General features: G+C 40.3%; 10 protein-coding genes and 2 pseudogenes. All 12 read left to right on the top strand.

The window, feature by feature from the left end:
- The first annotated feature begins 37 nt into the window (after positions 1-37).
- The 12 genes and pseudogenes from GD631_RS14975 to GD631_RS15030 all read left to right on the top strand — a co-directional run bounded on the left by GD631_RS14975 (position 38) and on the right by GD631_RS15030 (position 15,325).
- Complete coding sequence (locus GD631_RS14975) at positions 38-2,575, top strand: PL29 family lyase N-terminal domain-containing protein (RefSeq protein ID WP_143260137.1); 2,538 nt, start codon at positions 38-40, stop codon at positions 2,573-2,575.
- Between the two features lie 35 nt (positions 2,576-2,610).
- A complete protein-coding gene (locus tag GD631_RS14980; protein ID WP_143260138.1) occupies positions 2,611-4,455 on the top strand; it encodes a S41 family peptidase in 1,845 nt (614 codons plus the stop codon).
- 121 nt (positions 4,456-4,576) lie between these two features.
- Entirely contained in the window at positions 4,577-5,113 is a 537-nt protein-coding gene (locus GD631_RS14985) for a hypothetical protein (RefSeq protein WP_223225926.1), read from the top strand.
- 107 nt (positions 5,114-5,220) lie between these two features.
- On the top strand, positions 5,221-5,760 hold the full coding sequence (locus tag GD631_RS14990) for a hypothetical protein (protein ID WP_143260139.1): 540 nt from the start codon (positions 5,221-5,223) through the stop codon (positions 5,758-5,760).
- Positions 5,761-5,918: 158 nt separating this feature from the next.
- A complete protein-coding gene (locus GD631_RS14995) occupies positions 5,919-7,868 on the top strand; it encodes a protein-disulfide reductase DsbD family protein (protein WP_143260140.1) in 1,950 nt (649 codons plus the stop codon).
- Positions 7,869-8,180: 312 nt separating this feature from the next.
- A complete protein-coding gene (locus tag GD631_RS15000; protein ID WP_143260141.1) occupies positions 8,181-8,699 on the top strand; it encodes an HU family DNA-binding protein in 519 nt (172 codons plus the stop codon).
- Positions 8,700-8,784: 85 nt separating this feature from the next.
- Positions 8,785-9,135 (top strand): hypothetical protein, encoded by a 351-nt coding sequence (locus tag GD631_RS15005; RefSeq protein ID WP_143260142.1) that lies wholly within the window; start codon positions 8,785-8,787, stop codon positions 9,133-9,135.
- A gap of 28 nt (positions 9,136-9,163) precedes the next feature.
- Positions 9,164-9,411, top strand: a pseudogene (locus GD631_RS15010) (N-acetylmuramoyl-L-alanine amidase); the annotation flags it as partial.
- Between the two features lie 167 nt (positions 9,412-9,578).
- A pseudogene (locus tag GD631_RS15015) lies at positions 9,579-10,082 on the top strand (AAA family ATPase); the annotation flags it as partial.
- Positions 10,083-10,455: 373 nt separating this feature from the next.
- Complete coding sequence (locus GD631_RS15020; protein WP_143260143.1) at positions 10,456-11,205, top strand: DUF5131 family protein; 750 nt, start codon at positions 10,456-10,458, stop codon at positions 11,203-11,205.
- Between the two features lie 128 nt (positions 11,206-11,333).
- Entirely contained in the window at positions 11,334-13,430 is a 2,097-nt protein-coding gene (locus tag GD631_RS15025; protein ID WP_143260144.1) for an aceric acid hydrolase, read from the top strand.
- Between the two features lie 35 nt (positions 13,431-13,465).
- Positions 13,466-15,325, top strand: a complete 1,860-nt coding sequence (locus tag GD631_RS15030) for a right-handed parallel beta-helix repeat-containing protein (protein ID WP_143260145.1) — start codon at positions 13,466-13,468, stop codon at positions 15,323-15,325.
- Positions 15,326-15,331 lie beyond the last annotated feature (6 nt).

Raw genomic sequence — 15,331 nt, forward strand, 5'->3', positions numbered from 1 at the left:
ATCGTGCGGTTTTCTCTAATCATTAAATTTTTTAGATATGAGAAGAAATCAATTTTTATGTAGCATGGAAAAATGTACGTTTTTCCTGGTGGCAGTATGTGTTGTAATGTTTTCGTCATGTTATAATGACGATGATTTAAAGAACTCGATTTCCGGTCTGGAAGATCGTATGGCTAAATTGGAAGCTTCATTGCAAAGTATACAAAGTGATATTTCTACATTGAAGACACTCACTGATGCTCTGTCTCAAAAGAAATCAATTGCTTCTGTATTGGAGAACGAAGATGGTAGTTATACTATCAAGTTTTCAGACCAGACGGAGGTAACCATACATAATGGTGAAAATGGGGAGGATGCTCCGCAAATAACCGTAATCAAAGATGAGGAAGATGGTATTTATTATTGGGGAATGACCGGTACGGACGGCAAGAAGACATTCTTGAAAGATGGAGAAGGGAATAAGATGCCTGTGACGGCTGTCGCTCCTAAGGTTCGCATTAATACGAATACGAAAGAGTGGGAAATTTCTACTGATAATGGAAAAACTTGGGAACCGACCGGTGTTTATGCTTCCGGAGAGGGGACGGGGGACACTTCTCTTTTCAGCGGAGTAAGCCAGGATGATGATTACGCTTATTTTACTTTGAAAGATGGTACGATATTGAAGGTCGTAAAATCCAAAGAACTGAAATGCGAGATACTATCGGGAAAACAATATTTTGCGAATGGGGAGGAGAAACAGCTTCCGGTTGAAATGAGTGGTATTTCGAAATATACAGTTACAAAGCCTGACGGCTGGAAAGTTTCACTGACAGGAAAGGGACTGACTATTATTGCTCCTGTTGCTGAAAATCAGTATGCAGAGGCAGGTGGTAAGGTCGCCATAGTGGCGGTTGCTTCCAATGGACAAAGTCTTATTTCAGAGATTCCGGTAATATTAGGGGAAGCTCCTGTAGCTATATCCGTTGGAGGTCAGTCTGTTTCTACTACGTTGAAAAGTGGGATAGAAATGTATTATTTGGGAGTGATGGAAATAAATGAATACAGCACAGAAATGGTAGCTGAATTAGTGAATGGATATTCTGCCCGTATGTACATGAAAACTGCTGCTCTTGATAAAGTGCCACTGTCTGAGTTGTTGGGTAAGGACACCGAAGCTGGAAAGACATATATGATCTGGGCGGTACCTTCATCTGAGACTGGTGAAAAATATCAGTCGGATGATGTAATTGCTACTGCAATTAAGACTGCTGCGACTGTAGAATTGAAAGCTTCAGATATTACATTTGAAGGTGCAACGGTTTCTGCAACCAAAAAAGGTTGTGACAGTTATTATACAGGGATTGCGGATAAGGCTAATTATTCGCCGGAAAGAGTGATTGAGGATTTGGCTTATGGTGGTGGAACCAGACAATATTCGGATTATAACGGACCGCTGGAGGGGAAGACGCTGGATTTCCTTCCTACAATTATACCAGGAACAACGTATGTGCTTTGGGCTATTCCTTATAATGAAGAAGGAGAGTATCAGACAGAAGAACTGGTGACGGTTGAAATTCCTGTTCCTGCGCTGACATATGACGGAACTGCAACGGTAAATGTGGGTAATGTAGTTGCTACGGTTACAAGTGTAAGTGCGCCTATTACCCCCGGAACTGATTGTTACAAGTATTATTATTTTTATATGAAGGAACAGGCTTTGGCTAACTATGCTACCGACAGGGAGGTGATCTCCTATCTTATTAAAAACGGTAAATCTTCCAAAGAAGCTGTAATTTTTGAAAGGGCTTCTCTGGAACCGGGAACGAAAGGTGTTATTGTTGCAGTAGCTTTGGATAAAAAAGGACAGCTCGGTTCTCTAGTTAAAGTACAGGCTGATTCTAAAGATATATCCTATAATGCTTCTATTTCGGTAGATGTGTCGATCGATCCGGGAGCTTTATTTACAACGTTAACGTTGACTCCGACCGGAACTCCGGTAAAATACCGTTATGTTCATATGAAATTGAATGATTTCAGAAGTTATCCATATTGGGGAGATGAGGAAGCAGTAAAACAGGCTTTGATAATGAATAACGAGGTAACAGAGATTACTGTTGCTGATTTGAAAGAGAATCGACTGGTTATTGATGACATAGAGTTTAATGCAGATTATCTATTATTCATGATAGCTGTTGATGCAGACGGGAATCCTTCTGCAACAATGACAAAGAAGGAATATACCAGTGCGAAACCGACTTATGTCCGAATAGGAAGGGATGCGGATTTGTGGAAAGCCAGTGAACCGGAGGTAACGATTGACAAGATAGAAAAAGATAAGTTCTATACAGTTTGGTACACCGTGAAGCCTAAAGCTGACTGCAAGCAATTTTATGTATTTGCCGGACCAGAGGACTACCTGACAGGTATGTTTGATGAACAAATCAAGTATGTGATGAAAAATGGAGTCAAACAAACAACCACTTATTCAGGAAATATTTATGGAACGTTGCCAACTAATATCAATGTAACTTGGGTAGATGCGGAAGGACGAATTTATGAGCTTTCTAAAACTGTAGTAAACGTTCCTGAATAATAATCTTTTAATTTTCTAATTTAATAAAATGATAGATGAAAAATTTATTTAATAATTTTTATAGTGTAGTATTACTTGCTTTGTGTCTGGTTGCTTTCAGTAACTGTTCGGATAGTGATGACGGCGGAGAAGTCGGTGGTACGGATAATGGGATTACTGCGATTGCCAGTGAAACGGAAATGAATGTGTCTCTTTATGGGGAGACTGTCGAGATCTCATTTACTGCGGCAGGGAAATGGTCTCCTTCTTTACAATATTCTACGGGAGCGGATTGGGCTTCCATAACTAATACCAGTGGTAATTCTGCAGCTGGTAAAGGCGGACTAAAAGTAAAGGTTGATAAAAACGAATCCGGAAAAGAGCGGGCATTGACTGTGGCTGTGCAAGTGGAGGGATATAAGGCTCCTGTTACAGTATGTACTATCACACAAGGAGCTGGTTCCGGAACGGCAGTGGACTTGGCTCTCAATGAGTATATGGATAAATATTTGAAGGAACATTATTTGTTCAATGAGGAATATAATACGTTAGATATAGATTATGCATCAGTGTCTTATGAAAATTTTCTGCCAACTTATCTTTTATCGATGAGAACCAATGAGGAAGATGGCGGAACTTATCGTGCATTTTCAGTCAATGCAGGTAAGCGTTATATCTATTCTTATATTATGGAAACAGGTTCCAGTAGAACACGTGCAAACACTCGTGCAACAAGCGTTGTGGGATCGGGACTTGGCACGTTTTTCTCTTCTTATATGCCGGATAAGACAACTATTGGACTATCCATTGGTTATGTATATTTAGAATCTCCTGCCGCCAAAGCCGGATTGAGACGTGGCGACGTGATTGTTTCTGTTGATGGGGTTACTTTGAATAGGAATAATTATCAGCAATACATGAGCACTTTGTTTTATGCCGGTGGAGGTGAAACGTTTAGGATCGGCTATAGGCGTAAAGTCTTTGATGAAAAACAGGGTGGTTATGATTTAGTGGATGGAACTGCGACATTAACTACTGGTAGTTATAATAATAGTCCTATCTTGAATTCAATGTTTATCAAAGATAAAAAAGAGAATAAATTCAACATCGGTTATTTAGTTTATCTAGGTTTTGATTTGAATTTTGCGGAAGACTTGAAATATGTAATTCAACAATTCAAGGCAGAAGGTATCACAGATTTGATTTTGGATTTACGTTTTAACAATGGAGGCTCTGTTGAATTAGCTCGTTATTTAGCCGCTTCTATCGCTGGTACATCACATCGTTCGGATGTATTTATGAAAATGCAACGTAATTCCGGTGCAGATGAGTATATCCGTTTTGGAGATGGTGATGATCTAAATCTTAAATCTGTAAGAATCATCTGTTCAGAAGAAACGGCTTCCGCCAGTGAATTGATAATTAATGGACTAAGAGGAATAGATTTTCCTGTGAAATTATTTGGTAGCCGCACAGAAGGAAAGAACGTGGGAATGGAAGTGCAAGAATATAAATATGGAAATAAATATTATGAATTTGCTCCGATTACTTTCCGTTCTTTCAATGCAAAAGACTGGGGAGATTATGCTGACGGTATTGACCCGGATGTCATGTTGAATAATCAAAACTCAAGCTATGAAGATGATATTGATAATGTATTCCCTTATGCTTTCGGAGATTGGGACAATTTTGATTTCAATTATCCATTATATTGGGCGCTATGCGATGTTCAAGGGGTGGATCCGACTACAGGAGAACCTGTTAAACGTAGTGGAAGAGCTGGTTTGACACGTTCTTCAAAAGATGAAATCATCAGAGTACCATCTGTACCTTTGAAACGCCCTGCGGGAACTTTTGGCTCGCTCATTTACAACAAGCCGGAAGTAGAAAACTTATATTAGTAAGACTAAATCTCTTGTGAAATAAATTTTCTCTTAAGTTAAAGGGGATGCTTCTCGATAAGGTGTTAGTGAGAGCATCCCCATTTTGCTTTATAAATGAATAGAAACAAAATGGAATATTATGATGAATAAATCGTTATATAAATTAATCATATTCATTGGAATGTTAGGATTAATAAGCAGTTGTTCGGATGATGATTCTGAAAGTAAATTAGAATATGAAGTGGTGGATAATGTGGTAACTAGCTGGGATGCACTTTCTGAACATTGTGAAAACACAATTCCTTTCACTGAAATGTTATGCATTGGAGAGAGTGATGAATGTCCTTTGTCTAATACATATATATCAATAGTAAATTATGCTTCTGAATATACAGTAGTGATACCTAGAGGTACATTATCTGAAAATGAATATGGATTTTTGATTTATAAATCCGTACCATCTAATAATTATATGAAAGAGGTACTCAATGCTGATTATTACGCAAATGTTATAGTAATGTACGGTGGTGAGGGAATATATGATTTTGCTGTGAGAATTTATAATCCAACATTAAATAAATATTACATAACCAGACCATATCAATTGAAGGTGTGGAGAGAAGGAATAGAAGGAGAGTATAAGTGGTATCGAACTATCTCGTTGGTAAATAAATAATTAACTTTAAAGAATGGTTACACTTCTTATTCTTGAGGCTGATAAAGAGAAATGGAATATTGTTATTTCTTTAATAGAAGGATGAATTAACCCAAAGAATTAATAGTATGAATACAAATATTTTATATAAGTTAATAATATTCTTAGGAATATTTTGGTTGAGTAGTTGTTCGGATGATGATTCTGAAAGTAAATCAGAATATGAAGTGGTGGATAATGTGATAACTAGTTGGGATATTATACTTTCAAACCATTACGAAAAAACAGTACCTTTAAGTGAATTATTATGTATCGGGGAGAGTGATAAATGTCCTTTGTCTAATACATACATATCAATAGTAAATTATGATCCTGAATATCCGATAGTCATACCGAGAGGTGTCTATCAATGGAATGAATATGGACGTTGGATAGATAGACCTGTACCTGCGAGTGAATCTACAAAGGAAATATTTAATTCTGATTGGTATGCGACTGTTGTAGTACTATATGGTGGTGAAGGAACATATAATTTTGCTGTAAGAATTTACAATCCTACTTTAAACAAATATTTTGTAACCAAGCCATATCAATTGAAAGTATGGAGAGAAGGGGCAATGGAGGGAGAGTATAAGTGGTTTCGTTCTATTACGCAGGTAAATAATTAATTAATTAACTAAAAATAATAATACTATGAATGATAAAAACATGATGATTTTTTTATTCTATTGTTTATTGACTTCTTTTTGTTTTTCATGCAGTAGTAATCTGGAGGAGTTAGAACTTATTTTTAAGAAATCAAGATTATAATTTAGAACTTAGAAAAATGAGAGTTATTTTATTTTTATTATTGGGTTGGTACACAATCGGGAATATACAAGCACAAATCAAAGAGCCTGTAAAGTTCAAAAATGAGTTGAAAATGACATCTGAAACGGAAGCGGAAATCGTGTTTACTGCTTCGATAGAGAAAGGATGGCATGTGTATTCGACCGGGCTAGGGGATGATGGGCCTATTTCCGCTACTTTCAACATCAATGCGAGTAGTCATGTAGAAACAATGGGTAAATTGCAACCTGTTGGAAAAGAAATCAGCATCTATGATAAGATGTTCGAGATGAATGTGCGCTATTTTGAAGATACGGTACAGTTTATCCAAAAAGTGAAATTTACAGGAAATGATTACTTTATGGATGGGTTTCTGGAGTTTGGAGCTTGTAACGATGAGAGCTGTTTACCTCCGACTCAAATTCCTTTTAAATATGGAAAAAAAGCAGAAGCAGATTTAATAGTTGCAAAAGGGAAAGAAGAGGCTTCGGTTAATGTGGTAGAGAAGCAATCGGAAAGTGATCTTTGGAAACCGGTAATCAATGAATTGCAGGTGTTAGGTGAGGAACATTCTCAAGAGGATAAATCTTGGTTGTATGTCTTTGTCACTGGATTTCTTGGCGGATTATTGGCTTTGTTCACTCCCTGCGTATGGCCGATTATTCCTATGACTGTGAGTTTTTTCCTGAAAAGAAACAAGGATAAGAAGAAAGGGATTCGGGATGCATGGACTTATGGTGCTTCAATTGTGGTGATTTATGTAACACTGGGATTAGCAATTACTTTAATATTCGGTGCCAGTGCATTGAACGCTTTATCAACAAACGCCGTATTCAATATTCTTTTCTTCCTGATGTTGGTTGTTTTTGCAGCTTCTTTCTTTGGGGCATTTGAACTTACTTTACCTTCTAAATGGAGCAACGCAGTGGACAGCAAAGCGGAAGCGACGAGTGGCCTATTAAGTATTTTTTTGATGGCGTTTACGTTATCTCTAGTGTCTTTCTCTTGTACAGGGCCGATTATCGGCTTTCTGCTTGTACAGGTTTCTACGACAGGTAGCGTGATTGCTCCTGCTATTGGAATGTTAGGCTTTGCCATCGCTTTGGCTTTACCATTCACACTGTTTGCTCTTTTTCCTTCGTGGCTGAAATCAATGCCTAAGTCAGGAGGGTGGATGAATGTAATTAAAGTGACATTGGGCTTTCTGGAACTGGCTTTTGCTTTGAAATTTTTGTCGGTTGCGGACTTGGCTTACGGCTGGGGAATTCTGGACCGGGAAACTTTTCTTGCATTATGGATTGTGATTTTCGGACTAATGGGAATGTATCTGCTGGGGAAAATTAAGTTTCCGCATGACGGCGATGAAAACAAAGTGGGTGTTACTCGTTTCTTTCTTGCGCTTGTCTCTTTGGCATTTGCCGTATATATGATTCCCGGACTTTGGGGTGCACCTTTGAAAGCTGTCAGTGCATTTGCTCCACCTGTGACGACGCAGGATTTTAATTTATATTCGAACGAGGTCCATCCCAAATTCAAGGATTATGATATCGGCATGGAATATGCACGGCAACAAGGAATGCCTGTGATAGTCGATTTTACCGGATATGGTTGTGTGAATTGTCGTAAGATGGAGGCGGCTGTGTGGACAGATAGTAAAGTGGGCGGTATCATCAATGATAAATATGTGCTTATCTCTTTGTATGTAGATGATAAGACTCCATTGAATGAGCCGCTCAAAGTAACGGAAAATGAAACAGAACGTACCTTACGCACGGTAGGGGATAAATGGAGCTATCTGCAACGTGTGAAGTTTGGAGCAAATGCACAGCCTTTTTATGTATTGCTGGATAATGAAGGTTATCCGTTGAATAAGTCGTATGCATATAATGAAGATATTACTTCTTATATTGAGTTTTTACAGAAAGGATTGGAACATTACGTAAAATGAATTTAGTCATTGATTCTCTTTTTAACCTGGACTCGTGATCGATAGGATTAGAAAAGGAATTTGTTTTTAGGTAGTGGGGCCGGCATACAAAGCGTGACTTTGTTTGCCGGTCTTTTTTATGCTCCCTTGTCCCTCTGCTTGTCGCTTTTTTCCAGGTATTGGGTTGATTATTTGCTATAAATATTGTTTGTAGGCTCTGTAGTGCCGATAATCGCTTGTCGTTTCATGTCCGTTGAATATGTCGCATTTTTGCATTGTTAACGTTAGCGAAGTAATTATTAAACAGTATTCATTTAAAAAAAGAAAAGTATTATGGCAATTAGATTTAAAAGAATTCAACGTCTGTGTGACCCGACAAACAAAGAGGCAGGAAAGAAAGTGTATCCGGTGATTTCTTATCAATATGATACGAGTGCTACACTGGATGAGTTTGCAAAAGAAATCTCTTCTACTTCCGGTGTAAGTGAGGGTGAAACAATTAGTGTATTGAAAGATTTTCGTACACTTCTACGTAAGACATTACTTTCGGGCCGTTCAGTGAACATTAAGGGATTGGGTTACTTTTTCCTTTCAGCTCAAAGCAAAGGAACGGAAAAGGCAGAAGACTTTACTGTATCCGACATCAGTGGTCTGCGGGTTTGTTTTCGTGCGAATTCGGATATTCGTCTCTTTACAGGAACTTCGACACGTTCGGATGGATTGAAGTTTAAGGATTTGGATCATATCAATGATTCGAGTATCATTGATGGTGGCTCAGGTGAAGGAGGTGAAGCACCGGATCCTGACGGAGGTGCGGGAGGCAATGGTGAAGCACCCGATCCGGCAGCTTGATAAACGGGAAGTCGGGAATTAGCGACTTTGTATGGAATGGGGCTTCGGCCTCATTCTTTCTTTATAACTACATAAATAGATCAATATGCAAATAACTACAATCCTTGCTTTCATTACTGCTATGGGTGGTTTGGAAGCGGTGAAATGGATGGTGAGATATATCTCTTGCCGAAAAACGGATGCACGGAAAGAGGAGGCAGACGTAAGCAGTCTGGAAGAAGAAAATCGTCGTAAAAAGGTGGATTGGCTGGAAGATCGCCTGACACAGCGGGACGAGAAAATAGACGGGCTTTATATCGAGCTTCGCAAGGAGCAGGAAGAGAAGATCGACTGGATACATAAATGTCATGAGGTGGAGTTGGCACAGAAAGAGTCAGAGGTGAAAAAGTGTGAGATCAGAGGGTGTGTGAAGCGCATTCCTCCTTCGGAATATTAATAAGGTTAGTTGATAAAAATAAAATATCATGAGAAAGATAGATTCTATTATAGTGCATTGCTCGGCAACAAAAGCCGGACAGGACTTTACCGCCGCAGATATTGACCGTTGGCACCGGGAACGTGGGTTCAATGGTATTGGTTATCATTATGTTATCTTCAGGTATTGGGACACCGGGATACTTCGCCGGATTTGAATGGAGACGGGGTGATCGAACCTTATGAATACGTGAAAACGTGTCCTTGTTTTGATGTGAGGGAGTTTATGGGAAAGGGATGATGGTGAGAACGGTGGTTGATAGGAAAAATACTAATCAGAAACAGCTTCTCCAAAAGGTAAATTCACAATCGGTAAATTCGTTGGGTATAAGTTTTAAAATGAAGTCTCATGAGACAGATTTTGAAAAACACACTAGCAGAATAGGAGGTAAATATTTATATGGAATTATTTTGTTTAGTGACTTGAATCAGTTGAATGACATCAGCATGAAGCCTCAATATGCAACGATTTGTGGTATTACACGGCAGGAACTGGAAGATACTTTTATTCCAGAATTGAACCAGCTGGCGGAAATGAATGAACTGACTTATGAAGAAACAGTGAATAAAATGACAGCTTTGTATGACGGTTATCATTTTTGTGAGTTTGCTGAAGGAGTCTTTAATCCGTTCAGCGTGCTTAATGTTTTCGATGGGTATAAGTTTAGTAATTATTGGTTCCAAACCGTTACTCCTACTTTTTTGGTTGAATTACTTAAAGAGAGTGAGTATGATTTGCGTACATTAATTGATGGGATAGAGGCTAGCGCTTCTTCTTTTATGGAGTATCGAGTGGATGCCAATAATCCTATTCCACTGATTTATCAGAGTGGTTATCTGACTATAAAAGACTATGATAAGGAGTTTCAATTATATCGCCTGGCTTTTCCTAATGATGAAGTCCGTTATAAATCTGGGTTATATTTCCAAGGGTCATTCAAATGTTTTTTTGAATATTTGCATAGGAATATATAGAATAATACTATCTTTGTAGAGGTATATCGGGTTTAATGGAGTGATTGTTCAATAATATTCATATCTTAGACATGAATACAATTTGCCATATTCGTGATTATACGGACCTTTGCAGAGAGAATACTTTCTTGCCCTCGTCAAGATGGGCAGATTAAGATAAAGATCCCTCGTGGATCGGCTGCCTGTGAAGGTCGCTCTATTGTTTGTTTTGTTTGTGTTTTGGTGCACCTTTTTTCTGATAAAGAATAAGGTGCACTCTTTTTATAGTAATGTAACAGATTAAATATATATTTGAAGAAAAAAGAAGATGGGTGAAAAAGCTTCAATGTGGAATCTTTGGCACGGCTGTCACAAATTAAGTGAGGGCTGCCGACATTGTTATGTATACCGGACAGATGGTAAATATGGAAAAGACAGTTCGGTGGTGATAAAGACGGAAAAGTTTGATTTACCTTTGCAACAGAAAAAGAATGGTACATATAAGATACCTTCGGGGAATTTGGTATATACCTGTTTTACTTCCGATTTCCTTATTGAAGATGCTGATGAATGGCGTGCCGAAGCATGGGAAATGATGCGGATACGGCAGGATCTTCGTTTCCTCTTTATCACTAAGCGGATAGACAGGTTGCAACAGTGTCTGCCTCCGGATTGGGGCGATGGGTATGAGAACGTAACAATTTGCTGCACGATGGAGAATCAGGATAGAGTGGATTATCGTTTACCTATTTATAAAGAAATTCCTATTAAACATAAAATCATTATCTGCGAGCCGCTTCTTAGTCGGATTGATTTCAGAGGTGAATTAGGGGATTGGGTGGAACAGGTGGTTGCCGGAGGAGAGTCGGGAAAGGAAGCCCGGATATGTGATTACGAGTGGGTATTGGATATCCGGCAGCAATGTATCGATGCGAATGTCGGTTTTTGGTTTAAGCAGACTGGGAGTTATTTGCTGAAAGAGGGACATGAATACAAGATTGCCCGGCAGTTCCAACATTCGCAAGCGAGGAAGGCTGGGTTGAATTATACGCCTGATAAACAAGAAATAAAAGGTTAGTTCAGGTATTTTTTACTGAAAGCGGGGATTGTTTAACAATCTTCGCTTTTTTGTTTTATTGAGTACAAAATGCGGATAATCACGTCTTTTCTTAAAGATGTTGTGTAAACTTTAAATTATCCATATTAATGAAACAGATAAAGCTGTTATTTCTTTTAGCATCTGCATCCGTTACGGGCGTATTTGCGCAAAGCAACGGATTGACGGATATGAGCCAGAGTCGCTATGCAAAAATGACAAATACCGGAATCGACGCCGTACATTGGACGAACGGATTTTGGGGAGATCGTTTTAATGTGTTTAGCCGGACTTCCCTGCAAAGTATGTGGAACACTTGGAACACACCGGAAATATCCCATGGGTTCCGTAATTTTGAGATTGCTGCCGGTGTGTGCAAGGGTGAACATTGGGGACCTCCGTTTCACGACGGAGATATGTATAAATGGATGGAAGGAGTGGCTTCTGTCTATGCAGTCAACAAAGATCCGGAACTGGATAAATTAATGGACAACTTTATTACTTGTGTCGTAAAAGCCCAGCGTACAGACGGTTATATACATACTCCGGTAATTATTGAAGAACTAAACAAGGGCATTGATTCCCATACATTGGCTGACCCGAACAAGCAAACGGTCATAGGAACGAAAGTAGGTGACGAGAATGAAAAAGGAGCTTTTGCCAATCGGCTGAACTTTGAGACATATAACTTGGGACACCTGATGATGGCAGGTATTGTGCATCGTCGTGCCACCGGAAAGACCACTCTTTTTGATGCTGCTGTGAAAGCGACGGATTTCCTCTGCCATTTTTATGAAACGGCTTCTGCCGAATTGGCCCGCAATGCCATTTGCCCTTCACATTATATGGGAGTGGTCGAAATGTATCGTGCCACGGGAAATCCCCGTTATCTGGAACTTTCAAAGAACCTGATTGATATTCGCGGTATGGTGGAAAACGGAACGGATGATAATCAGGATCGTATTCCTTTCCGCGACCAGTATCGTGCAATGGGGCATGCCGTACGTGCAAATTATCTGTATGCAGGAGTAGCGGATGTATATGCCGAGACAGGCGAACAACAATTGATGAAAAATCTGACTAGTATCTGGAATGATATTGTCACCCGGAAGATGTACGTGACCGGAGCTTGCGGTGCTCTTTATGATGGAACATCACCGGACGGAACTTGCTATGAGCCGGATAGTATTCAGAAGGTACATCAGAGCTACGGACGTCCTTATCAGTTGCCGAATAATACAGCGCACAATGAAACATGTGCCAATATCGGAAATATGCTTTTCAACTGGCGTATGCTGGAAGTGACAGGAGATGCGAAGTATGCCGAACTGGTAGAAACCTGCCTTTATAATAGTGTATTGAGCGGTATCAGTCTGGACGGAAAGAAGTATTTCTATACCAATCCGCTTCGTATCAGTGCCGATCTTCCTTATACACTTCGTTGGCCGAAAGAACGGACGGAATATATCAGTTGTTTCTGCTGCCCGCCGAATACATTGCGTACATTGTGTCAGGCACAGAATTACGCCTACACATTGAGTCCGGAAGGCATTTACTGTAACTTGTATGGTGCAAATACGCTGACTACGATTTGGAAAGACAAAGGAGAACTGGCGTTAACACAAGAGACGGATTATCCTTGGGAGGGAAATGTACGTGTAACGTTGGATAAAGTTCCTCGTAAGGCGGGTACTTTCTCGCTCTTCTTACGTATTCCTGAATGGTGCGAAAAGGCTACGCTCACGGTGAATGGACAGCCGCTGCAAGCCAATGCAAAGGCAAATTCGTATGCGGAAGTAAATCGTACATGGAAGAAGGGGGATGTAGTGGAACTGGTGATGGATATGCCTGTCCGTTTGCTCGAAGCTCATCCGTTGGCAGAGGAGATTCGTAATCAGGTGGTCGTGAAGCGCGGCCCATTGGTTTACTGTTTAGAAAGTATGGATATTGCGAACGGGGAAAAGATTGATAATGTATTGATTCCCGCTGATATAAAACTAACTCCGAAGAAAATTACAATTGAAGGCAGTCCGATTGTTGCACTTGAAGGAGTGGCACGTCTGGCATCTGCAACTTCGTGGGAAGGAGTACTTTACCGACCGGTTGCTCAGGCTGAAAAGACAGTAAATATCCGTCTGATTCCTTATTATGCTTGGGGAAACAGAGGAAAAGGAGAAATGACTGTATGGATGCCTCTTGCCAGATAGGCCGGATTGTTTAGTATACAGAAATGAAAAAAGTCATGAAAAAGTTATTTGTAACGGCTATATGTATCTTGTGCAGTCACTGGCTATTGGCCGGTGAGATATGGATTTCTCCCAAGGGCAGTGACTTCAACGACGGAACTCGTCAATCTCCTAAAGCCACGCTGACTTCTGCCTTACGACAGGCACGAGAATGGCGCAGGACAAAGGATAACCGTATTCAAGGTGGAATCACGATCTATATGGAAGGTGGAACGTATGCCCTCTATGAACCGGTTTTTATCCGTCCGGAAGATAGCGGAACCAAGGAATCGCCCACAATCATTTGTTCGGTAGGCGATGAAAAGGTGATATTGAGTGGGGGAATCAGCATAAATGGTTGGAAGAAGCAAGGGAAAGTTTGGGTAGCAGATGTCCCGGCATTTAATGGACGTCCATTGGATTTCCGTCAGTTGTGGGTGAATGGGAAAAAGGCTGTTCGTGCCCGTGATATGGAAGATTTCGAAAAGATGAATCGCATTTGCAGTGTGGATGAGAAGAATGAAATTCTTTATGTACCTGCAGTTTCCATTCGCAGACTTATTGATAATAAAGGGAATTTGAAAGCTAAATATGCCGAGATGGTATTACATCAGATGTGGTGTGTTGCCAATCTTCGGATTCGTTCAGTCGAAGTGCAGGGAGATAGCGCGGCAATACGTTTTCATCAACCGGAAAGCCGGATTCAGTTTGAGCATCCCTGGCCGCGTCCGATGGTGACGACGGACGGACATAATTCTGCTTTCTATCTGACAAATGCCCGTGAATTGCAGGATGTACCCGGAGAATGGTATCATGATATGGATGCCCGTAAAGTATATTATTATCCACGGGAAGGAGAGAAGATGCAGGAGGCGGAAGTGATAGTGCCTGCTGTTGAGACATTAGTACAGGTGGAAGGAACTTTGGATCGTCCGGTGTGTCATATTCGTTTTGAGAAAATTACTTTTTCCTATACTACGTGGATGCGCCCATCAGAAAAAGGACATGTACCTCTTCAGGCAGGTATGTATCTGACAGATGGTTACCGGATTGATCCGAAAATGCAACGGAACTACTTGAATCATCCGTTGGATAACCAAGGATGGTTGGGACGTCCTGCAGCTGCAGTTCGTGTGGTTGCTGCAAGACAGATTGATTTCGAGCGTTGCCGGTTCGAGCATTTAGGTTCAACCGGATTGGATTATGAAGAAGCGGTGCAAGGCGGTGTTGTTCGTGGCTGTATCTTCCGCGATATTGCCGGAAATGGTCTGTTGGTCGGCAGTTTTTCTCCGGCTGCTCATGAAACGCATTTGCCATACGATCCTGCTGATCGTCGGGAGGTATGCACACAGCAACAAATCAATAATTGCTATTTCACGGAAATAGGCAATGAAGATTGGGGATGCCTTGCCATTGCTGCGGGATATGTGGGGGACGTCAATATCGAGCATAATGAAATCTGTGAAGTTCCTTATAGTGGCATCAGTCTTGGTTGGGGATGGACGCAAACTGTGAATTGTATGCGTAATAACAGAGTACATGCCAATCTGATTCATCATTATGCGAAACACATGTATGACGTGGCAGGTATTTACACACTCGGTTCACAGCCGAAAAGTTATGTAACGGAGAATTGCGTGCATAGTATTTATAAGCCGGGGTATGTACACGACCCTAACCACTGGTTCTATCTTTATACGGATGAAGGTTCTTCTTTTATTACTGTATGTGATAATTGGACAGAAGGAGAGAAGTATCTGCAAAATGCCAATGGTCCGGGAAATGTATGGGAGAACAATGGTCCGAAGGTGGATAGTGTTATTCGTGAACGTGCGGGACTGGAAGCAGGATATAAGGATTTACTAAATATTCAGTAGGTATTG

The sequence above is a fragment of the Bacteroides luhongzhouii genome (assembly GCF_009193295.2).
Taxonomy (GTDB): domain Bacteria; phylum Bacteroidota; class Bacteroidia; order Bacteroidales; family Bacteroidaceae; genus Bacteroides; species Bacteroides luhongzhouii.